Origin of the sequence: Bacillus sp. cl96, from assembly GCF_900100505.1 — a bacterium.
In the GTDB taxonomy this organism is placed as follows: domain Bacteria; phylum Bacillota; class Bacilli; order Bacillales; family Bacillaceae_G; genus Bacillus_A; species Bacillus_A cereus.
Map to the genome: position 1 here is coordinate 562715 of NZ_FNDM01000002.1, position 20218 is coordinate 582932.

The window sequence follows — 20218 nt, forward strand, 5'->3', positions numbered from 1 at the left end:
CAATGGTAGTAGGAGATTTCCCAATTGAATTAGATACAGTCGTTGTTGGTGCAGGTCCTGGTGGATACGTTGCGGCAATTCGTGCAGCACAATTAGGTCAAAAGGTAGCAATCATTGAAAAAGCTAACCTTGGTGGCGTATGCTTAAACGTTGGATGTATTCCTTCAAAAGCGTTAATCAATGCAGGTCATCGTTATGAGAATGCAATGCATTCTGATGACATGGGTATTACTGCAGAAAACGTAAAAGTTGACTTTACAAAAGTTCAAGAATGGAAAAACGGCGTAGTTAAGAAATTAACTGGCGGTGTTGAAGGCCTTCTTAAAGGTAACAAAGTTGAAATCATTCGCGGTGAAGCTTACTTCGTAGATGCTAATACATTACGCGTTATGACTGAAGATGCAGCTCAAACTTATACGTTTAAAAATGCTGTTCTTGCAACTGGTTCTACACCAATCGAAATTCCAGGATTCAAATACTCTAAACGTGTTATCAACTCTACAGGTGCTTTAAGCTTACCTGAAATTCCTAAAAAACTTGTTGTAATCGGCGGCGGTTACATCGGTATGGAATTAGGTACTGCATATGCTAACTTCGGTACAGAAGTTACTGTAGTAGAAGCTGGCGACGAAATCTTAGCTGGTTTCGAAAAAGCTATGAGCTCTGTTGTTAAACGTGCTCTACAGAAAAAAGGTAACGTAAATATCCATACAAAAGCTATGGCTAAAGGCGTTGAAGAAACAGAAACTGGCGTAAAAGTTAGCTTTGAAGTTAAAGGTGAAATCCAAACTGTAGAAGCAGATTACGTATTAGTAACTGTAGGTCGTCGTCCAAACACTCAAGAAATCGGTCTTGAGCAAGTTGGAGTTAAAATGACTGACCGCGGCATCATCGAAATCGATGAGCAATGTCGTACAAATGTACCAAACATCTATGCAATCGGTGATATCGTTCCTGGACCACCATTAGCTCACAAAGCTTCTTACGAAGGTAAAGTAGCTGTAGAAGCAATTAGTGGCCATGCATCAGCTATCGATTACATCGGAATTCCTGCAGTATGCTTCACTGATCCAGAATTAGCATCTGTTGGTTACACTAAAAAACAAGCTGAAGAAGCTGGAATGACTGTAACTGTATCTAAGTTCCCATTCGCTGCTAACGGTCGTGCATTATCATTAAACAGCACTGACGGTTTCTTACAACTTGTAACACGTAAAGAAGATGGTCTTCTTGTAGGTGCTCAAGTTGCAGGTGCAGGTGCTTCTGATATTATCTCTGAGATTGGTTTAGCTATCGAAGCTGGAATGACAGCTGAAGATATCGCTCAAACAATCCATGCTCACCCAACATTAGGTGAAATCACAATGGAAGCAGCTGAAGTTGCTCTTGGAATGCCAATTCACATTGTAAAATAATTTAAGTAATGTAAATAGCCCTTCTCTTATTGTAAGAGAGGGGCTATTTTTATTTTCATCAAATGACTTGCAAGGTCTTTAAACGTACTTGTCGAATGAATATATAATACTTTAACAAATGATTCCGGCTTAACTTACTTCAAAGGTAATATATATCATCCTATAATATGTAATTGATTCAAACGTACCCCCATATATTAATAAAATAGAGCATGTCAAAGGAGAAGGTTCCATGAAAATATTACATGTTATATTTTATCATTTACTACTATGGAGTGGCTTTTCCACTGTATTAACATTATCGAATGGTGATAAGTTTCATTATAAAGTTATTCTTTTTTTCGTATTTCTATATTTAGCCTATGTAATAGCATATTTTGTATTGCACGTAAGAAAGCAAGCTTTATTTCTTACATGTTCGAATTGTATATTATTTTTAATCATATTATCTATTTTTTAAATTAGCGTTTATAAAAATACATTGTTCGTCCATTAAATAATTGTAACTCTCCTTCTAATTTCTTCGCTAAAAAACGGCAAAATTCATTTGCTTTCCCTTTGTCACCAAATGTTGCATTAGGTGGTAAAGAAACTTGGATGAAAGATTGTTCATTTTCTATACCAACACCAATATAAATTGAGTCATACCGGTCGTGATTGGATTGAAGTTTTAATGTTGTTGTAGATGTATCTAAAATTTCATAAGGAAAAGCGGTATTTGTATACGTGTAATTAATTTGGGCACCAGTTTTAGAAGTAACTGTTTTATAATAATGAAAAAGTTGTTTTATATCATCTATTGAAACTGATTGTTGGTTGGATTTCGGTACAAGCGTAATAAAGGCGTGTTGCATATAAGTTCCCCCTAACTTAGTAGAATACTATCATTCTACATCCTACTGAATTTTTTGACAATTAAAAGGAGTATTACATGTTTTGTTTAATATACTATTAATGAAACGTGATGTAGAAAGGTGGAAACCAATGTTTGAAAAATTGTATGATGAGCATGAAAGTGTGAAGGTACGATTTTTAGGGTTTATGACACATGATACACGTTATGATTTTGGTGTTATTTATACAAATATGTTTTTTGGAAAGCCGCTCATTGTTTGTATGCAAACAGGAAGGTCTACTTTACTCGGACGAGATGATGTAGAGAATGTTCAATATATACAGGAGATTTTTAAATTAGGATCAGAAGAGGAAGCAAAGGAGTTAGCTCAGTTTTTCAAATTTCTAGTTCCGTCAACTTCTTTACATGCGGAATATGAAGAATAATTAATGTGAAACAGTCGTACTTATAAATATGGCTGTTTTTTATTTGAATATCGCATACTAATTTAAATTTAAAATATTTAATGTGTTATACTAAAAACCTATTGACGTAAAAAGTATAACATATTAAAATAAAGACAGAAAGTTAAGCGGTTACAAAAAGTTTTTGGGATTATAAACTTAGGGGGAAATGAAAAATGGGAACAATCGTATGTCAAGATTGTGAAGGTACAATTGCACACTTCGAAGATGAGAAAGTAACGGTACTTTACGGGAAATGTGGATCTTGCGGATGTGATCACACAGAGCATACAAAAGCCCAATAATTGATAGGAAATGGACAGCTAAAAGTTTTTAGGACCATAAACTTGGGGGGAAATGAAAAATGGGAACAATCGTATGCCAAGTATGTGAAGGAACAATCGGACATTTTGAAGATGAGAAAACGACGGTACTTTACGGAAAATGCGGAACAAATTGTGACTGTGCTAGAAAAGATAATGCGAAAGCTTAATGATAAATAAATAGATTACTATTGAAACTCAGGGGGAAATGAAAATGGGAACAATCGTATGCCAAGTGTGTGAAGGAACAATTGGACATTTTGAAGATGAAAAATCAACAGTACTATACGGGAAATGTGGATCTCATTGCGAATGTGACCATAAAGAACATACAAAAGCTTAATAATAAGAAAAAGCGCCTACATGTGTAGGCGCTTTTTTAATAAATTGTAGTTGTATGACCAACTGTTGCAACGATTGCATCATCCCTAATCGGAATAAAGCTTATGGAGGTCTGTGGTGTACTAGAAGAAGCGTATTGGCTCATTATACGACTATCGATACGGGTAATAGTATCGGTCAAGAAAGCTGAAATAAAAGCGTAAGGGACTCGTCGTTCATTTAATGAATAAATAATTTCTTCTTTTGTTTTTACACCTACGCCATGCCCGTAAAAAAAGAAATTTCCTAAATAGATTGTATTTTCTCCTTGCCATTCAATCGTAGCTGGATTTACTTGTGGGTTTTTAAAGTAAACGAGGTCACCTGGAACAAGATCGCCACCGTTTTTTGTTATGAGCCTTAGATCTTGGTCGTAGTCCCATGTATAAAGTAAAAGGTTTGCAAATAGACGATTGAAAGTTTCTTCCTCATACAATGATAGTAAAGCTTTATAAAAAATAATGATCATAGCGGTTGCGCATTCAGTTCCATATAGTTTTCCGTTTTTGAAAATATCCTGTATGGCAATAGAAGGTGGTATGTTTGGAAGAAGCTCGAATCCTCCAAGAGACGTTCTTTTCCAATACTGGGGGTTGCAAAAGGATTGCTGAAATGTACGAAACTGAAATCCACTTTGAAAAAGCTCTAGTGCAGAGATAATAATATTAACTCGTAAATTGAGATCAAAGCTGAGTTCATCAGCTGTTCGGAAGGAATAAACTTCTTGATTTCCTGCCATTATTGATAAAATTTGTTGTTTCTCTGCTGCAAATGGCTCGTATTCATTTGTAATATAAGGATGTACAATAGAACGGCCTATTACAATCATAATAGTATCCCCACCTATACGTTACATTCTTAAGTATCGTATGAAGAAAAGGAAAAAAGGTGAAAAAAAAGCCTATCAACTGATAGGCTTGTACTCTTTAATAACACGTAATGTTTGTAATGTCATATCTTCAGGACCTTGTACAGGTAAACCTGCTTCTAAGTTTTTACGAATATACTCTAAGTTTTCTTGTGTAATAATTTCCCCCGGAGTAAAGATTGGAATCCCTGGCGGATAAACCATAACAAAATCAGCTATAATACGCCCCGCTGCATTTTCAAATGGAATGACTTCTGTTTCCGAATAAAAAGCGTCTCGAGGAGAAAGTGCTAGCACTGGAATTTCTGGAATCTCTACTTGTACTTGAACACCTTTATCTGCCCTATTTCTAAATGTTGCTGCTAAATCTTGTAATGCTGCAATAAGTGTATTTGTATCACTTTCTGTATCTCCCAAAGTGATAAGACATAGTATGTTGTATAGATCTGAGAGTTCTACTTCAATGTTATATTGCTCTCTAAGCCATACTTCAGCTTGGTGGCCGGTAATACCTAAATCTTTTACAGATACAATTATCTTTGTAGGATCATAGTTAAAGGTAGCATCTGTACCTAACATTTCTTTTCCAGGACAGTAAAGATGCTCAATAGAATTTATAGCATCACGAACATGCTCAGCTAATTGTATTGTTTGTTCTATGAGTGCTGTTCCTTCTGTAGCAAGACGTTTTCTCGCAACATCAAGGGATGCTAACAAGATGTAAGAAGTTGATGTGGTTGTAAGCATGCTAATAATAGATTGGACATGCTTTACATTCACTAAGCCTTCTTTCACATTAAGAATAGAACTTTGAGTTAAAGAGCCTCCTAATTTGTGAACACTTGTTGCTGCCATATCCGCACCAGCTTGCATCGCTGACATAGGTAATTCATCGTGAAAATGAATATGAACACCATGAGCTTCGTCGACTAGTACAGGGATGTCATAAGAATGTGCTAATTGTACAATCTGTTCTAAGTCTGCAGCAAACCCAAAGTACGTTGGGTTAATAACAAGTAAGCCCTTTGCATCTGAGTGCTCTTCAAGTGCTTTTTTGACAGATTGAATTGTGATTCCATGAGAAATACCGAGCTTCGGATCGATTTCAGGATGCATGAAAATCGGTTTTGCACCTGAGAAAATAATAGCTGACATTACTGATTTATGCACGTTTCGTGGTACTAGGATTTTGTCACCAGGACCGCAAACGCTCATCACCATTGTCATAATAGCGCCACTTGTACCTTGAATAGAAAAGAAAGTATGATCTGCACCGAATGCGGCTGCTGCTAAATCTTGTGCTTCTTTAATCATACCTTTTGGATGATGTAAATCATCGAGTGGCGCAATATTAATTAAATCAATTGCTAATGCATTATGCCCAATAAATTCGCGAAATGTAGGATCCATGCCCTGTCCTTTTTTATGACCAGGAATATGGAATTGAATTGGATTTCGCTTACTGTGCTCAACTAAAGCGGTAAACAATGGTGTTTCGTATTGGGACAATCTATACACCCCTTCTTCTTCATAATATTTAGTGTAATTTGTTTTATATAATCCTGCTCTAAAAAAGTGTAGCCCTTTTTAGAATAAGGCTTATTTTTCTGCCATTCAAAAAATCGTTTTTGAGATGGTAGCTTCACTTTATTTTCTATAAAACAAAAGCATTATATCACCAATAATTATAGATGTATAGAAAAAAATCTTTTTAAGGTGAGTATGTTTAATAGTTAGCCTCAACTAATGAATAGAGGAAGACAATTCCATTAAAATGAATAAATAGTGTATAATGCAGAGTGGCTATAATGAAGAATAAAATATTCTCTTTAAGATAGCATAATGAAACAAGAAGAAATGATAAATGAGGTGCAAAATGGAATATCAATATCCGTTAGATTATGATTGGTCAAATGAGGAAATGGTTACAATGGTGAAGTTTTATGAAGCGATTGAGAAAGCTTATGAAAAAGGAATTATAAGAGAAGAGTTAATGGGTTTATATCGTCGTTTTAAAGAGATTGTTCCATCGAAAGCAGAAGAAAAGAAAATTGATAAAGAATTTCAAGAAGTAAGTGGATACTCTATATATCGTGCTATTCAAAGGGCAAAAGAAGTCGAAGAACAAAAGCTTGTAAAAATGTAAAAAATATTTTGAAAAATAAAAACTGAAGTGATATAATGTGATAACAACTAAAAACGGACAATATAAATTGTCCGTTTTCTACTATCGATTACAAAGTGCATATAAAGGAAGGAGTGATTGCATCGTAGATTCAATCTTAGCAAGGAATTGTTCGTTGGTCATTGCTGAAAACTCCTCTGGTGATATATGAATACCAACTAATAATTCTGCTTTTTTTACAGTAGCTAATCGTTCAATCATCTTTTGTAAGTCTTCGGTTTCAAGTGTTTTATGTAATTTCACACTTGGTTTAGTATGGTCAATGGACCAAACGAAGTCATTTGGAATATTTGTTTTTAAATCATTTAAATGTTCTAAGAAGGCATGAGCCGTCTCAACTTTTTGTGGACACTCATAGATTAAACCAAAGTATATGAAGGCATGAGTACCCCATAAGCCGATTTGGAAATGCGGTAGCATTTTATATCCTCGTTTATTTGTTGAAAAAGCAACCCAAGTATCGTTTGGTGGATTGACTTTGCGGCGTGCGTGTTTTGCAACATGATAAAAAAAGTTCTCATCAGTTTGTTTGGATAAGTATTCTGCAAATTGTTCCCCTAAAGCTTCTAGCTTAGGATGAATGTTCGTTTTAATTGCACTCATTCGTTCTTCGAGACCATCAACTGTAAAGACATCAAAATCAGTTGACTTGAATGTTTGTATTGTCATGATTGTTCCTCCAACTCCTATTTTGCTTTTATTTTAGCATAGCTTGTACTATTCATAAAAAAAACAGCACAAAAAAATTTAAATAAAAAAATATAATTTTGTTGCATAGATGATTTATCCAACATAGTATAGTATAAAACAAAAAATCAGAAAATTGAATTAATTCTAGTCCGAGGGCAGACGAATATTGGGAGGAGGCAAATAATATGAGACAGGTGATTAATGCGTTAAAGAGAACAGATGCTGAAAAGAGAATACCGGTGCTACGTTTGGAGCTAGATTATGAATTAGCAACTTTATATGATGCGATGATGGAAGATGATAACCAGAAAAAAGAAGAGTGTGTACAAAAGTTAGAAGTATTAAGACTTGAAATGATTCGTTTAGAAGCGTAATAATAGTATATGTATAAAAAATTAGTTGGTGCGAACCTTATAAAGGGTTCGTTTTTTCTGTGAACAGTATAGATCGGAGTGTTTAAACATGCAAGAAGTATGGAAAGACATCGATGCACACGCCAAACGGTGGATTCGGGATGCAGGAGAGCATTTAATGGCATCAATGAAAAAAGCACTTATTATAGAAACAAAATCAAATGCAGCTGACTTAGTTACAAATATGGACCGAGAGATAGAACAGTTTTTAATTGGGAAAATTAAAGAAACATTCCCGAATCATAATATTTTAGGAGAAGAGGGTTATGGAGACGAGATAACGTCTTCTGACGGGGTTGTTTGGTTAATTGATCCAATTGACGGCACGATGAACTTTGTTCATCAAAAAAGAAATTTTGCGATTTCAATTGGGATTTATGAGAACGGTATCGGAAAGATTGGACTTATATATGATCCAGTGCATGATGAGCTATATCATGCAGTCAAGGGATCTGGAGCTTTTTGTAATGATATATCAATTCCTCCATTGGAAAAAGGAACTGTAGAGCAAGGTATTGTAGCTTTAAATGCGATATGGCTTACAGATAATCCATTGCTTAATATGGAAAGTATGATGGCACTTGTTAAGAAAGCAAGGGGCACAAGGTCATATGGCTGTGCAGCATTAGAGATGGTATACGTTGCAACAGGAAGAATAGATGCATATGTAACGCCGAGATTATCACCATGGGATTTTGGCGGAGGGCAGATAATTGTAGAAGAAGTTGGAGGTAAGGTGACGACATTCTCTGGAGCGCCACTTTCTATCATAGAGAAGAGCAGTGTGTTAGTTGCAAAACCAGGAGTGTATGAAGAAGTGTTATCGTTTATATGAGAGCAACAAAAAAAGTAAGAGGCTGTGTATAAGCTTCTTACTTTTTAGCGTTATTGTGATTTGCGCATTTTTCTTTTTGTTACAAAACCGTATCCAACTGTAACAAATGTGCCGATAATGCAAATAATAATACCGATTGGACTATTTTCAGCAATCATAATGCCGATACCGATTAAGAAAATAACACCGATAATTGCAGTTAATAAAAAGCGATATTGAATGTGTTCCATTTCTTCACCCTCCAATCTCATTTTACTTTCACAAAAGTAAGAATACAACTATATTTTCATTCTTGCTTTTATTTTAATTGCTATTGTATCCCCTTCGCTCTTATAATAGAGAAGGATTAAAAAGACATTAGGAGTTGGACATGTTGAAAAAACGACAAGATTTACGTAATATAGCAATTATTGCCCACGTTGACCATGGTAAAACAACACTTGTTGACCAGTTATTACGTCAAGCGGGGACTTTCCGTGCGAACGAACACGTTGAAGAACGCGCAATGGATTCAAATGATCTAGAAAGAGAACGCGGTATTACAATTTTAGCGAAAAATACAGCGATTCACTATGAAGATAAAAGAATTAACATTTTAGATACACCTGGTCACGCTGACTTCGGTGGAGAAGTAGAACGTATCATGAAAATGGTTGATGGTGTTTTACTTGTTGTTGATGCATATGAAGGTTGTATGCCACAAACACGATTTGTTTTAAAGAAAGCTCTTGAGCAAAACTTAACTCCAATCGTAGTTGTAAACAAAATTGACCGTGACTTCGCTCGTCCAGATGAAGTAGTTGATGAAGTAATCGACTTATTCATTGAGCTTGGTGCAAACGAAGATCAATTAGAGTTCCCAGTTGTATTTGCATCAGCAATGAACGGAACAGCAAGCTTAGATTCAAATCCAGCAAATCAAGAAGAGAATATGAAATCATTATTCGATACAATTATCGAACATATTCCAGCACCAATTGATAACAGCGAAGAGCCACTTCAATTCCAAGTAGCACTTCTTGATTACAACGACTACGTTGGACGTATTGGAGTTGGTCGCGTATTCCGCGGTACAATGAAGGTTGGACAACAAGTTGCTTTAATGAAAGTAGACGGAAGCGTGAAGCAATTCCGCGTAACGAAATTATTCGGTTACATGGGATTAAAACGTCAAGAAATTGAAGAAGCAAAAGCAGGGGACTTAGTAGCCGTTTCTGGTATGGAAGACATTAACGTAGGTGAAACAGTATGTCCAGTTGAACATCAAGATGCGTTACCATTATTACGTATTGATGAGCCAACACTACAAATGACGTTCCTTGTAAATAACAGCCCATTTGCAGGTCGTGAAGGTAAATACATTACATCTCGTAAAATTGAAGAGCGTCTTCGTTCACAATTAGAAACAGATGTAAGTTTACGTGTAGATAATACAGATTCTCCTGATGCGTGGATCGTATCTGGACGTGGGGAACTACATTTATCTATCTTAATTGAAAACATGCGTCGTGAAGGTTATGAATTACAAGTATCTAAGCCAGAAGTAATCATTAAAGAAGTTGATGGCGTAAGATGTGAGCCTGTAGAGCGCGTACAAATCGATGTACCTGAAGAATACACTGGTTCTATTATGGAATCTATGGGTGCACGTAAAGGTGAAATGTTAGATATGGTGAATAACGGAAACGGTCAAGTTCGTCTTACTTTCATGGTTCCAGCACGTGGTTTAATTGGTTACACAACAGAATTCTTAACATTAACTCGTGGTTACGGTATTTTAAACCATACATTCGATTGCTACCAACCAGTACACGCTGGACAAGTTGGTGGACGTCGCCAAGGTGTTCTAGTTTCACTTGAAACAGGAAAAGCATCACAATACGGTATTATGCAAGTTGAAGACCGTGGTGTAATCTTCGTTGAACCAGGTACAGAAGTATATGCTGGTATGATTGTCGGAGAACACACTCGTGAGAACGACTTAACAGTTAACGTTGTGAAAATGAAACAACAAACTAACATTCGTTCTGCGACGAAAGATCAAACTTCAACAATGAAGAAACCACGCCTAATGACTTTAGAAGAATCATTAGAGTACTTAAACGATGACGAGTTCTGTGAAGTAACTCCAGAATCAATTCGTCTACGTAAAAAGATTCTTGATAAGAGTGAGCGCGAAAGAGCTGCTAAGAAAAAGAAATCTGTTGAAGCGTAAAAATAAAAAAACAACGCCCTTTATAAAGGGCGTTGTTTTTTTATTTTGTTTATTTTTTAGAATATTTACTCTTTTTTGTGGACAGTATTTTTTTTGCGAGTTACTCTTGTATTAAGTGTATAAAGAAAATTGCATTTTACTGCTAGGGGGGGAAGAGTGTGTTAGAAAGGATGTCTTTTTTTGCAAAATTGTGTAAGGTAGATGAAAATCCAGAGTTAGGAATGTGGTTACTTTATGGGACGATTATTATATTAAGTGCTCTCGTTTATAATTTAGGGTTTGCTAGAAAGTTGTCTGTACTAAAAAATATTGTGATATACATATCATTAGCAATTGGATGCACAGTATTAACCTTTTTTGCTGTGTTTTTACCTGTTGGAGAAGGACTTGTTGTAGCGGCAATTGTACTTGGAATTTATAGACTGCGTTTGCGTCAAGCGAAACAACAAAAAGCAGGATAAGAAAGGGGAGTTTTCATGCGTTCAGTACAAGATGCACTATATAATTGGTTAACAATTAAAACAGTTGCGGAAGCACGTCCAGATGATAGTGCTGCAAAAGAAACATATTTGTTATTTCAAAATATGGTATATGAAGAACATAAATTAAGAAATGTGGAAGTCGAAAAGAACGAGGAAATGTATTTAATTACATATGAAATAAATGGAGAACGGAAATCTGCAAGGTTTCCGTTAGAAGCCATTGATTGTTTTTTGGATCAGATGAATCGTGAACCAGAAAAATATAAATAAGTCCTTATCTATATGAGTAAGGACTTATTTACATTTTACCAATCATCTTCGATTTTTTTATCACGATATAATCGGAAATTACCACTTGCATGACGTTCCATTGTACGCTCTGCAATTCGTTCCGAACATTCCATGCACATATATGTATGAATAGGGCGATTACGCAGTTTTTTTGCCATAGGATTTTCATCATCTAACATATCTTTTTTATCACAAATCATACATTTGACTCTCATTTCGTCACCTCAATACGAATTCTATCAGTATAAGTATATCATGGAAGTATAATGTTTTTGAATAATAGTGGGAAAAAATAATATTTTCGCAATTCAAAAAATAAGTTATGATAAGGATATACCAAGTATATTTGGAGGTGAAAATATGGCGAATGTAGTAGAGCCTACCTTAACAGAGGATTTAGTACAAACGTTGCGTAAAGAGTGTATTGTTATGATAGCAACGACAGATTTCGAAAAACAAGTTCCTAACGTAAGTGCTATTTCTTGGGTGTATGCAGTGAGTGAAACTAGTATTCGATTTGCAGTAGATCAACGTTCACGTATTGTGGAAAATATACGTCATAATACAGGTGTGGTATTGACTATAATGGCGAATGAATCCGTATTTTCTATAAGTGGTGCAGGTGAAATTTTGACAGATAGAATGGAAGGTATTTCTCTAAAATTAACTGTAATAGAAGTAAAGGTGCAAGAAGTGCGTGATGTTATGTTTTATGGAGCGAAACTTGCAATTGAACCAACATATGAAAAAACATATGATCTTCGGGCAGCGAAAAAGCTGGATAACGAAGTGTTAGTAGGGATAAGAGAATTATAAAGATGCTAAATAAGAAATTCGTTTATTCACTTTTGTAGTCGGTTATTGTGATTTAACGTTAATAATTATAATAAAAAGTAATATATTGAATAGAAATGAATAAAGAATAAATAAAAGGTTTAATGACTATGATTTTCGATTCTACCTCGTTTACACGGTACATATAATTATAACAATGGTTCGTCCATATTTTATGGATGAAACCCTTGTTCTACAAATTTAAAAGTGGAGTCAGGGGGTAACAGGTTGGATAAAATTTATGTGTTAGATACGAATGTACTTTTGCAGGATCCTTTATCTATTTTTTCATTTGAAACCAATGAAGTAGTGATTCCAGCAGTTGTATTAGAAGAGGTTGATTCGAAAAAACGTTATATGGATGAAGTAGGAAGAAACGCTCGTTATGTATCTAAGTTAATAGATAAATTTCGTGAAATAGGAAAGCTGCATGAAAGTATCCCGCTAGAAAACGGCGGAACATTTCGTATTGAATTGAACCATCGTTCATTTGTGCAACTACAAGATATTTTTGTAGAAAAAACAAATGATAATCGAATTTTAGCTGTAGCAAAAAATCTATCTTTAGAAGAACAGGAAAAAGAGGACGGGAAGTCTGTTATTTTAGTAAGTAAAGATGTACTCGTAAGGGTAAAAGCTGATGCAATTGGTTTGAAGGCTGAAGATTATTTAAGTGATCGCGTAATTGAAGTAGAAAATATATATTCTGGTTTTTTAGAAGGATATATATCAAAAGAACAATTGGATTATTTTTATGAGAAAGGTGAATTGCCTCTATCTGAAATTGCGAATCATCCTTTTTACCCAAATCAATTTGTAGTAATGAAAGATGCATTAGGGGGCTCTAGTTCTGCGCTTGGCATTGTGGATCACTTAGGGAAGAAGGTAAAGAAACTTATTTTTCACAATGAACAAGTGTGGGGGATACGACCACGAAACGTGCAGCAAATTATGGGATTAGAATTGTTGCTTCGTGAAGATATTCCGCTTGTAACGTTAACGGGGAAAGCCGGCACAGGAAAAACGTTACTTGCGTTAGCTTCGGGACTTATGCAAACAGAAGACTTAGGGTTATATAAAAAATTACTTGTGGCAAGACCAATTGTTCCAGTCGGAAAAGATATCGGTTATTTACCAGGAGAAAAAGAAGAAAAATTAAGACCATGGATGCAGCCAATTTTTGATAACCTAGAGTATTTATTTAATACGAAAAAGCCAGGAGAGTTAGATGCTATTTTAGCTGGAATGGGTTCGATTGAAGTAGAAGCCCTTACTTATATACGCGGGAGAAGTATTCCAGATCAGTTCATTATCATTGACGAAGCACAAAATTTAACAAAGCATGAAGTGAAGACGATATTAACTAGGGTAGGGGAAAAGAGTAAGATTGTATTGATGGGAGATCCTCAGCAAATTGATCACCCATATTTAGATGAATATAATAATGGCTTAACGTATGTTGTAGAGAAGTTTAAAGAACAGCGTATTAGTGGTCATGTGAAGTTTGTTAAAGGGGAGCGATCTAATTTAGCTCAACTAGCAGCAGATTTATTGTAAAAAGGAGTGAGCTTAAGCTCACTCCTTTTCTTTAAATAATTGTAAATTTACGGATGTTACGGATTGGATTTTGTTGATTAGATCCATCGTTGAAATAGAGATGAACAGGCCCGTCTTCTTTTAATGGTTTTCCTTCTTTTGAAAAGCCTAGTATAGCATTTTTGACAGTTTCTAATGGAAGTGTCATTGTATGATCTACCGTTTCAATTTCAACTTGCGTAGCGTCCTCTAAAATTTCAGCGTTAGCAAGGAATGGATGAAATGGTATACCAAATGTTCCAGTAATCAGCTGTTCTTTTTTATATTTCTTCACACTTTGTTGTATTGGAGGAAAAGCGGCACCATCACGGATTTCGCGATCCCAATGTTCTGAAGTGTTTTTTAAATAAGTTTCTAGTTCAGACGTGTTTTCTCTAGTTTCATCAAAGTAAGTTGTCAAATCTACTTTTCGATCATCAAAGATCCAAACAGTTGGATCAATAGTGATTGGAAAACGTACTTTTCCGTTAATAAATAAAATTTCGCTCATTGTTGTTCCCCCATTTGTGTTATACTCCCACTTTTCAGTATAATAGTATTAGACACTGTTGTCACAAAAAATGTTTCTATTGCAATTTATTAAAACTATCGCTAATATTAATAGATAGGATAGAGGAGAGTAGGACGGAAACGGAGGGAATCAATTTGGCGTCTGAGACAGTAGCAAATCATCAGGAAAAGGCACTAGCCCTTCTACAAGCGGATGCAGAGAAGATTTTAAGACTTATTAAGGTGCAAATGGACCATCTTACAATGCCGCAATGTCCATTATATGAAGAAGTGTTAGACACACAAATGTTTGGACTATCCCGCGAGGTCGATTTTGCAGTTCGCCTTGGTCTTATTGCAGAAGAACAAGGGAAAGCAATGTTAGGTGAGCTCGAACGTGAGTTATCTGCACTTCATGAAGCATTTACAAACAAACAACAATAACGGGTTCAAATAAGGGGGCTCAAACTAAATTAGTTTGAGCTTTTTATTTGTATAATAAAGCAGGAAGAATCAATGTACATATGGAATACAACAATAATTAAATTGAAACAGAAAGAGGAAATGAAATGAAAAAAGTATGGAAATCAATGGATTATTCATTGTTACTTCCTCTTGTTATCTTATGTGTGCTGGGAGTAATAATGGTATATAGTTCTAGTTCCATTGTTGCGATTTCGCGATTTGATAAACCAGCAAATTTCTTTTTTAAAAGACAATTAATTACTTTAGTTGTTGGGACAATAGTATTAATAATTATTGCTACTATCCCATATAAAGTTTGGAGAAAACGAATTTTTTTGTTGGGGAGTTACGGTGCTAGTGTTGCTTTATTAGCTGCAGCTGCCTTTTTCACTAAGTCAGTAAACGGTGCAAACGGATGGATATTTGGAATACAGCCTGCGGAATTTGTAAAGATAACGGTTATCCTCATATTAGCTCATTTTTTTGCGAAAAGACAAGAAACGAATACACCTGTTTTCAAAGGGTCAGGTCCAGTACTCATTGGTGTTGGTATAATCATGTTTTTAATATTAAAGCAAAATGATTTAGGTACTGATTTGTTAATTGCAGGAACAGTAGGAATTATGTTCCTTTGTTCGGGAGTACAGGTTAACTTATGGATTAAACGAATTGCTTTAACTTCTATAGTATGGATTCCGGCACTATATCTTCTTGGCAATTATGCATTAAATCCATATCAAAAGGCACGTTTTTCTGTTTTCCTTGATCCGTTTAATGATCCTCAAAAGGATGGATTCCAATTGGTGAATTCATTTATTGGAATTGCTTCTGGAGGGCTTAATGGTAGGGGATTAGGAAATAGTGTGCAAAAGTATGGTTATTTACCAGAACCACAAACGGATTTTATTATGGCAATTATATCGGAAGAACTTGGTTTTATAGGCGTAGCAATCATTTTGATTTGTTTATTGCTTATAATTATTCGATCATTTAGAGTCGCACAAAAGTGTACAGATCCATTTGGAAGTTTAATAGCTATCGGAATTGCAAGCTTGTTTGGAGTTCAAACGTTTATTAATGTTGGTGGTATGTCTGGAGTAATACCACTTACCGGAGTACCATTACCGTTTGTCAGTTACGGTGGTAGTTCTTTATTAGCTAATCTACTTGCGATGGGGATACTACTCAATATTGCTAGTCACGTGAAACGACAAGAGAAACAACAGAATGGATTAATGAAAGAAAAAGAACAAAATGGACCACATCTTGTAGTTGTAAAATAAAAACACATTGTGCTTTAGAGCATGATGTGTTTTTATTTTTAAGTAGTTTTAAATGTGATGTATTAATATATCTTATGGTTAAACAATATATCACATTTAGTTTAATGTGATATACAATTAAGTTGTTAGAAAAGGAAGAGGTATGCTATACTATTTTTGTGAAACAAATTGCACAGAAAACTTATCATTTGTTAAAAAATAAGGTATGATGGATAAAAATAAAGTGAAGCTTTCTAAGTATAATATAATGTGGAAAGTGAAGAACTTCACGCTTTTTAAGGTGTGTATATATTTTATCTCTAGAGTGGTAGGAAAGTAGAGGGGGAAAATCATGACAAAGCTGCAACGTATTCAAAAAGTATTGGTAGCTAACCGTGGAGAGATTGCAATTCGTGTGTTTCGAGCTTGTTCGGAACTTGGATTAAAAACAGTTGCAATCTATTCTAAAGAGGATAGTGGTTCTTATCATCGCTATAAAGCCGATGAGTCCTATTTAGTTGGGGAAGGAAAAAAACCAATTGATGCTTATCTAGATATTGAAGGCATTATTGAGATTGCAAAAAGTAATCATGTAGATGCAATCCACCCTGGATATGGTTTCTTGTCAGAAAATATTCAATTCGCTAAACGTTGTGAAGAAGAAGGAATTATCTTTATCGGTCCGAAAAGTAAGCATTTAGATATGTTTGGAGATAAAGTGAAAGCAAGAACACAAGCGCAGCTAGCACAAATTCCAGTTATACCTGGTAGTGATGGTCCAGTAAATTCATTAGAAGAAGTCGAAAAATTTGCTGAAAAGTATGATTACCCGATTATTATTAAAGCATCCCTTGGGGGTGGCGGTCGTGGTATGCGTATTGTGCGTACTAGTGAGGAATTAGGAGAATCATATAATCGAGCGAAATCAGAAGCGAAAGCAGCCTTTGGTAATGATGAAGTTTACGTCGAAAAATTCGTTGAAAAACCTAAACATATAGAAGTACAAATTTTAGCAGATGAAGAAGGCAATGTTGTTCATTTATACGAGCGTGACTGTTCTGTACAACGTCGTCATCAAAAAGTTGTAGAAATTGCACCGAGTGTATCACTTTCAGATGATCTGCGTCAGCGTATTTGTGATGCTGCTGTGAAGTTAACGAAAAATGTAAATTATTTAAATGCAGGAACAGTAGAATTCCTTGTAAAAGATGATGAGTTTTACTTTATTGAAGTAAATCCACGTGTTCAAGTAGAACATACGATTACAGAAATGATTACGGGAGTAGATATTGTTCAATCACAAATTTTAATAGCTGATGGACATTCATTACATAGCAAAATGGTAGGTGTTCCGAAGCAAGAGGAAGTAGTTGTACATGGATTTGCAATTCAATCTCGTGTAACAACTGAAGATCCGCTAAATAATTTTATGCCGGATACAGGAAAAATTATGGCGTATCGATCAGGCGGTGGTTTTGGTGTACGTCTTGATACAGGAAATAGCTTCCAAGGTGCAGTTATTACACCGTACTACGATTCTTTACTTGTAAAAGTTACAACTTGGGCACTTACTTTTGAGCAAGCTGCTGCAAAAATGGAACGTAACTTAAAAGAATTCCGTATTCGTGGTATTAAAACAAATATTCCATTCCTAGAGAATGTAGTAAAACATAAAAACTTCTTATCAGGAGAATATGATACTTCATTTATCGATGCGTCACCTGAATTGTTCTTGTTCCCGAAACGTAAAGACCGTGGAACGAAAATGTTAAATTACATTGGTACAGTAACAGTAAATGGTTTCCCAGGAGTAGGTAAAAAAGAAAAACCAATATTCCCAGATGCTCGTATTCCATGTTTAAAACATTCAGAGCCAATCCAAAATGGAACGAAACAAATTTTGGACGAGCGTGGAGCGGACGGATTAGTAAAATGGGTACAGGATCAAAAACGTGTACTTTTAACGGATACAACATTCCGTGATGCACACCAGTCATTACTTGCAACTCGTATTCGTACAAAAGATTTACATCAAATTGCGGAGCCAACAGCGAGAATGTTACCGAACCTATTCTCAGCGGAAATGTGGGGCGGTGCAACGTTTGATGTTGCGTATCGTTTCTTAAAAGAAGATCCATGGGAACGATTACTAGATCTTCGTGAAAAAATGCCGAACGTTTTATTCCAAATGTTACTTCGTTCTTCAAACGCAGTTGGATACAAAAACTATCCAGATAATTTAATTCAAAAATTTGTGGAATGTTCTGCTCAAGCAGGCATTGATGTATTCCGTATTTTTGATAGCTTAAACTGGGTGGAAGGCATGAGAGTTGCAATTGACGCTGTACGAGACACTGGTAAAATTGCAGAAGCAACAATGTGCTACACAGGGGATATCCATGATCCACTGCGTAGTAAATATGATTTAAATTACTATAAAAATTTAGCAAAAGAGTTAGAAGCATCAGGAGCTCACATTTTAGGTATTAAAGATATGGCGGGCTTATTAAAACCAAATGCAGCATATGATTTAGTTTCTGCATTAAAAGAGACAGTGTCGATTCCAATTCATCTGCACACGCACGATACGAGTGGAAATGGTATATTAACGTATACGAAGGCAATTGAAGCGGGTGTTGATATCGTCGATGTAGCAGTGAGTTCTATGGCTGGTCAAACGTCACAACCAAGTGCGAACACGCTATACTATGCATTAGGTGGAAACGAAAGACAACCAGATGTTAATATAGATTCTTTAGAAAAACTATCTCATTATTGGGAAGATGTACGCAAATACTATGCACCGTTTGAAAGTGGTATGAATGCGCCTCATACAGAGGTATATATGCATGAAATGCCGGGTGGGCAGTATAGTAATCTTCAGCAACAAGCGAAGGCGGTTGGTTTAGGAGATCGCTTCGATGAAGTGAAAGTAATGTACCGCCGTGTGAATGACATGTTTGGAGATATTGTAAAAGTAACGCCATCATCAAAAGTTGTTGGTGATATGGCATTATTTATGGTTCAAAACCATCTGACAGAACAAGATGTTTTAGAGCGTGGACATGCTATGGACTTCCCAGGATCTGTTGTTGAAATGTTCTCTGGTGATTTAGGTCAACCGTACGGTGGTTTCCCGAAAGAATTACAAAAGATTATTTTAAAAGGGAAAGAGCCATTAACAGTAAGACCAGGTGAATTACTAGAGCCAGTAGATTTCGAAGCGTTAAAAGAAGAATTATTCCATAAACTTGGACGCGAAGTAACGATTTTTGATGTAGTTGCATATGCTTTATATCCAAAAGTATTTATGGATTATGAAAAAGTTGCTGAGCTTTATGGAAATGTATCTGTACTTGATACACCGACGTTCTTCTATGGTATGAGACTAGGTGAAGAAATTGATGTAGAAATTGAACAGGGTAAAACATTGATGGTTAAACTAGTATCAATTGGAGAACCTCAGCCGGATGGAAATCGTGTCCTTTACTTGGAATTTAACGGTCAACCACGTGAAATTATCGTGAAAGACGAGAGTGTAAAAGCAACAGTTGCACAACGTGTGAAAGGAAACCGTGAGAATCCAAATCATATTAGTGCAACGATGCCAGGAACGGTAATTAAAGTAGTTGTAAAAGAAGGCGATGAAGTGAAAAAAGGCGATTCTATGGCAATTACAGAAGCGATGAAAATGGAAACGACAGTTCAAGCGCCGTTCAATGGTAAAGTGAAGAAAGTATATGTTAACGATGGTGATGCGATTCAAACGGGTGATTTACTTATTGAATTAGATCACTAAAATAAAAAAAGAGCTGTGTAAAATGAACTGCACCCCAATTGTTAGACACAGCCTAACAATTGGGGGTGCAGTTTTTCTATGGCTAAATTTACAGCTGATGAAAAAATACAAATCGTTCTACGTTATTTGAACGGAAATGAAAGTTATCGAGAAATGGGTAGATCGCTCGGTATAAGTGACACAATCATTTTGAATTGGGTAAACCAATATAAACAGAATGGTCTGGAAGCTTTTCTAAAACGATGTACAAATTACACACAACAATTTAAACTAGACGTACTAAACTTTATGATTGAAAACGGTATGTCCTTATTTGAGACGGCAGCTATCTTTAATATTCCTGCCCCTTCAACGATTTCTGTTTGGAAAAAACAGC

General features: G+C 35.5%; 25 protein-coding genes. 18 read left to right on the top strand and 7 right to left on the bottom strand.

Annotated elements, in window-relative coordinates; genetic code table 11:
• Positions 1-2 precede the first annotated feature (2 nt).
• Together lpdA and BLT20_RS07490 are read left to right on the top strand one after the other, a co-directional pair.
• Positions 3-1415 (top strand): dihydrolipoyl dehydrogenase, encoded by a 1413-nt coding sequence (gene lpdA, locus BLT20_RS07485; RefSeq protein WP_000260104.1) that lies wholly within the window; start codon positions 3-5, stop codon positions 1413-1415.
• Positions 1416-1647: 232 nt separating this feature from the next.
• Positions 1648-1875 carry a hypothetical protein gene (locus BLT20_RS07490; RefSeq protein ID WP_000697469.1) on the top strand — a complete coding sequence of 76 codons (228 nt, stop codon included), beginning with the start codon at positions 1648-1650 and terminating at the stop codon, positions 1873-1875.
• 1 nt (position 1876) lies between these two features.
• Here BLT20_RS07490 and BLT20_RS07495 read toward each other — a convergent pair whose 3' ends face one another.
• A complete protein-coding gene (locus tag BLT20_RS07495; protein WP_001163299.1) occupies positions 1877-2269 on the bottom strand; it encodes a DUF1885 family protein in 393 nt (130 codons plus the stop codon).
• 130 nt (positions 2270-2399) lie between these two features.
• Here BLT20_RS07495 and BLT20_RS07500 point away from each other — a divergent pair, with 130 nt between their 5' ends.
• The 4 genes from BLT20_RS07500 (at position 2400) to BLT20_RS07515 (ending at position 3380) form a co-directional block, all read left to right on the top strand.
• Positions 2400-2696, top strand: a complete 297-nt coding sequence (locus tag BLT20_RS07500) for a DUF3055 domain-containing protein (RefSeq protein ID WP_000462038.1) — start codon at positions 2400-2402, stop codon at positions 2694-2696.
• A gap of 194 nt (positions 2697-2890) precedes the next feature.
• Positions 2891-3019 (top strand): GapA-binding peptide SR1P, encoded by a 129-nt coding sequence (locus BLT20_RS07505; RefSeq protein ID WP_000536778.1) that lies wholly within the window; start codon positions 2891-2893, stop codon positions 3017-3019.
• A gap of 59 nt (positions 3020-3078) precedes the next feature.
• Positions 3079-3207, top strand: coding sequence for a GapA-binding peptide SR1P (locus BLT20_RS07510; protein ID WP_000536803.1), 129 nt, complete (start codon positions 3079-3081; stop codon positions 3205-3207).
• A gap of 44 nt (positions 3208-3251) precedes the next feature.
• The gene (locus tag BLT20_RS07515) at positions 3252-3380 is read left to right on the top strand and encodes a GapA-binding peptide SR1P (RefSeq protein ID WP_000536796.1); all 129 of its coding nucleotides are present in this window, start codon (positions 3252-3254) and stop codon (positions 3378-3380) included.
• Between the two features lie 36 nt (positions 3381-3416).
• On the opposite strand, the gene BLT20_RS07520 is transcribed toward BLT20_RS07515, so the two are convergent.
• Positions 3417-4247: a protein-glutamine gamma-glutamyltransferase gene (locus BLT20_RS07520; RefSeq protein WP_000635337.1), complete on the bottom strand. Its 831-nt coding sequence runs from the start codon at positions 4245-4247 to the stop codon at positions 3417-3419.
• A 75-nt stretch (positions 4248-4322) separates the two neighbouring features.
• The gene (gene speA / locus BLT20_RS07525) at positions 4323-5795 is read right to left on the bottom strand and encodes an arginine decarboxylase (RefSeq protein ID WP_000084899.1); all 1473 of its coding nucleotides are present in this window, start codon (positions 5793-5795) and stop codon (positions 4323-4325) included.
• 367 nt (positions 5796-6162) lie between these two features.
• On the opposite strand from speA, the gene BLT20_RS07530 reads away from it, so the two are divergent.
• Positions 6163-6432: a UPF0223 family protein gene (locus tag BLT20_RS07530; RefSeq protein WP_000456562.1), complete on the top strand. Its 270-nt coding sequence runs from the start codon at positions 6163-6165 to the stop codon at positions 6430-6432.
• Positions 6433-6513: 81 nt separating this feature from the next.
• On the opposite strand, the gene BLT20_RS07535 is transcribed toward BLT20_RS07530, so the two are convergent.
• On the bottom strand, positions 6514-7140 hold the full coding sequence (locus tag BLT20_RS07535; RefSeq protein WP_000155317.1) for a YktB family protein: 627 nt from the start codon (positions 7138-7140) through the stop codon (positions 6514-6516).
• A 206-nt stretch (positions 7141-7346) separates the two neighbouring features.
• On the opposite strand from BLT20_RS07535, the gene BLT20_RS07540 reads away from it, so the two are divergent.
• A complete protein-coding gene (locus BLT20_RS07540) occupies positions 7347-7535 on the top strand; it encodes a hypothetical protein (RefSeq protein WP_001250165.1) in 189 nt (62 codons plus the stop codon).
• Between the two features lie 88 nt (positions 7536-7623).
• Complete coding sequence (locus BLT20_RS07545) at positions 7624-8409, top strand: inositol monophosphatase family protein (RefSeq protein ID WP_001158701.1); 786 nt, start codon at positions 7624-7626, stop codon at positions 8407-8409.
• A gap of 50 nt (positions 8410-8459) precedes the next feature.
• On the opposite strand, the gene BLT20_RS07550 is transcribed toward BLT20_RS07545, so the two are convergent.
• Positions 8460-8639 (bottom strand): DUF5325 family protein, encoded by a 180-nt coding sequence (locus tag BLT20_RS07550; protein WP_000400127.1) that lies wholly within the window; start codon positions 8637-8639, stop codon positions 8460-8462.
• Positions 8640-8779: 140 nt separating this feature from the next.
• Between BLT20_RS07550 and typA the strand changes: the two genes are divergently transcribed.
• The 3 genes from typA (at position 8780) to BLT20_RS07565 (ending at position 11376) form a co-directional block, all read left to right on the top strand.
• Positions 8780-10624: a translational GTPase TypA gene (gene typA, locus BLT20_RS07555; protein WP_000914762.1), complete on the top strand. Its 1845-nt coding sequence runs from the start codon at positions 8780-8782 to the stop codon at positions 10622-10624.
• A 158-nt stretch (positions 10625-10782) separates the two neighbouring features.
• A complete protein-coding gene (locus BLT20_RS07560) occupies positions 10783-11085 on the top strand; it encodes a YlaH-like family protein (protein WP_000893662.1) in 303 nt (100 codons plus the stop codon).
• A 15-nt stretch (positions 11086-11100) separates the two neighbouring features.
• Positions 11101-11376: a hypothetical protein gene (locus BLT20_RS07565; RefSeq protein WP_001258151.1), complete on the top strand. Its 276-nt coding sequence runs from the start codon at positions 11101-11103 to the stop codon at positions 11374-11376.
• A 35-nt stretch (positions 11377-11411) separates the two neighbouring features.
• Here the strand turns inward: BLT20_RS07565 and BLT20_RS07570 are convergent, their stop codons facing one another.
• Positions 11412-11612: a YlaI family protein gene (locus BLT20_RS07570; protein ID WP_002082250.1), complete on the bottom strand. Its 201-nt coding sequence runs from the start codon at positions 11610-11612 to the stop codon at positions 11412-11414.
• Positions 11613-11757: 145 nt separating this feature from the next.
• Between BLT20_RS07570 and BLT20_RS07575 the strand changes: the two genes are divergently transcribed.
• Complete coding sequence (locus tag BLT20_RS07575; protein ID WP_000024593.1) at positions 11758-12213, top strand: pyridoxamine 5'-phosphate oxidase family protein; 456 nt, start codon at positions 11758-11760, stop codon at positions 12211-12213.
• Between the two features lie 246 nt (positions 12214-12459).
• Complete coding sequence (locus BLT20_RS07580) at positions 12460-13788, top strand: PhoH family protein (RefSeq protein ID WP_000358083.1); 1329 nt, start codon at positions 12460-12462, stop codon at positions 13786-13788.
• A gap of 31 nt (positions 13789-13819) precedes the next feature.
• Here BLT20_RS07580 and BLT20_RS07585 read toward each other — a convergent pair whose 3' ends face one another.
• The gene (locus BLT20_RS07585; RefSeq protein ID WP_001289809.1) at positions 13820-14317 is read right to left on the bottom strand and encodes a molybdopterin-binding protein; all 498 of its coding nucleotides are present in this window, start codon (positions 14315-14317) and stop codon (positions 13820-13822) included.
• Between the two features lie 155 nt (positions 14318-14472).
• Here BLT20_RS07585 and BLT20_RS07590 point away from each other — a divergent pair, with 155 nt between their 5' ends.
• The 4 genes from BLT20_RS07590 to BLT20_RS07610 all read left to right on the top strand — a co-directional run.
• Positions 14473-14760, top strand: coding sequence for an Fpa/YlaN family protein (locus tag BLT20_RS07590; protein ID WP_000135694.1), 288 nt, complete (start codon positions 14473-14475; stop codon positions 14758-14760).
• Positions 14761-14885: 125 nt separating this feature from the next.
• The gene (locus BLT20_RS07595) at positions 14886-16064 is read left to right on the top strand and encodes an FtsW/RodA/SpoVE family cell cycle protein (RefSeq protein ID WP_000758402.1); all 1179 of its coding nucleotides are present in this window, start codon (positions 14886-14888) and stop codon (positions 16062-16064) included.
• 331 nt (positions 16065-16395) lie between these two features.
• On the top strand, positions 16396-19842 hold the full coding sequence (gene pyc / locus BLT20_RS07605; RefSeq protein ID WP_000164087.1) for a pyruvate carboxylase: 3447 nt from the start codon (positions 16396-16398) through the stop codon (positions 19840-19842).
• A gap of 78 nt (positions 19843-19920) precedes the next feature.
• A partial coding sequence (locus tag BLT20_RS07610) for a helix-turn-helix domain-containing protein (RefSeq protein ID WP_141769980.1) occupies positions 19921-20218 on the top strand: 298 nt, incomplete at its 3' end.

Excerpts from the sequence above, each read along its gene's own strand:
- lpdA (WP_000260104.1), top strand. The coding sequence starts at position 3 with ATGGTAGTAGGAGATTTCCCAATTGAATTAGATACAGTCGTTGTTGGT.
- BLT20_RS07490 (WP_000697469.1), top strand. The coding sequence starts at position 1,648 with ATGAAAATATTACATGTTATATTTTATCATTTACTACTATGGAGTGGC.
- BLT20_RS07495 (WP_001163299.1), bottom strand. The coding sequence starts at position 2,269 with ATGCAACACGCCTTTATTACGCTTGTACCGAAATCCAACCAACAATCA.
- BLT20_RS07500 (WP_000462038.1), top strand. The coding sequence starts at position 2,400 with ATGTTTGAAAAATTGTATGATGAGCATGAAAGTGTGAAGGTACGATTT.
- BLT20_RS07505 (WP_000536778.1), top strand. The coding sequence starts at position 2,891 with ATGGGAACAATCGTATGTCAAGATTGTGAAGGTACAATTGCACACTTC.
- BLT20_RS07510 (WP_000536803.1), top strand. The coding sequence starts at position 3,079 with ATGGGAACAATCGTATGCCAAGTATGTGAAGGAACAATCGGACATTTT.
- BLT20_RS07515 (WP_000536796.1), top strand. The coding sequence starts at position 3,252 with ATGGGAACAATCGTATGCCAAGTGTGTGAAGGAACAATTGGACATTTT.
- BLT20_RS07520 (WP_000635337.1), bottom strand. The coding sequence starts at position 4,247 with ATGATTGTAATAGGCCGTTCTATTGTACATCCTTATATTACAAATGAA.
- BLT20_RS07530 (WP_000456562.1), top strand. The coding sequence starts at position 6,163 with ATGGAATATCAATATCCGTTAGATTATGATTGGTCAAATGAGGAAATG.
- BLT20_RS07535 (WP_000155317.1), bottom strand. The coding sequence starts at position 7,140 with ATGACAATACAAACATTCAAGTCAACTGATTTTGATGTCTTTACAGTT.
- BLT20_RS07540 (WP_001250165.1), top strand. The coding sequence starts at position 7,347 with ATGAGACAGGTGATTAATGCGTTAAAGAGAACAGATGCTGAAAAGAGA.
- BLT20_RS07545 (WP_001158701.1), top strand. The coding sequence starts at position 7,624 with ATGCAAGAAGTATGGAAAGACATCGATGCACACGCCAAACGGTGGATT.
- BLT20_RS07550 (WP_000400127.1), bottom strand. The coding sequence starts at position 8,639 with ATGGAACACATTCAATATCGCTTTTTATTAACTGCAATTATCGGTGTT.
- typA (WP_000914762.1), top strand. The coding sequence starts at position 8,780 with ATGTTGAAAAAACGACAAGATTTACGTAATATAGCAATTATTGCCCAC.
- BLT20_RS07565 (WP_001258151.1), top strand. The coding sequence starts at position 11,101 with ATGCGTTCAGTACAAGATGCACTATATAATTGGTTAACAATTAAAACA.
- BLT20_RS07570 (WP_002082250.1), bottom strand. The coding sequence starts at position 11,612 with ATGAGAGTCAAATGTATGATTTGTGATAAAAAAGATATGTTAGATGAT.
- BLT20_RS07575 (WP_000024593.1), top strand. The coding sequence starts at position 11,758 with ATGGCGAATGTAGTAGAGCCTACCTTAACAGAGGATTTAGTACAAACG.
- BLT20_RS07585 (WP_001289809.1), bottom strand. The coding sequence starts at position 14,317 with ATGAGCGAAATTTTATTTATTAACGGAAAAGTACGTTTTCCAATCACT.
- BLT20_RS07595 (WP_000758402.1), top strand. The coding sequence starts at position 14,886 with ATGAAAAAAGTATGGAAATCAATGGATTATTCATTGTTACTTCCTCTT.
- pyc (WP_000164087.1), top strand. The coding sequence starts at position 16,396 with ATGACAAAGCTGCAACGTATTCAAAAAGTATTGGTAGCTAACCGTGGA.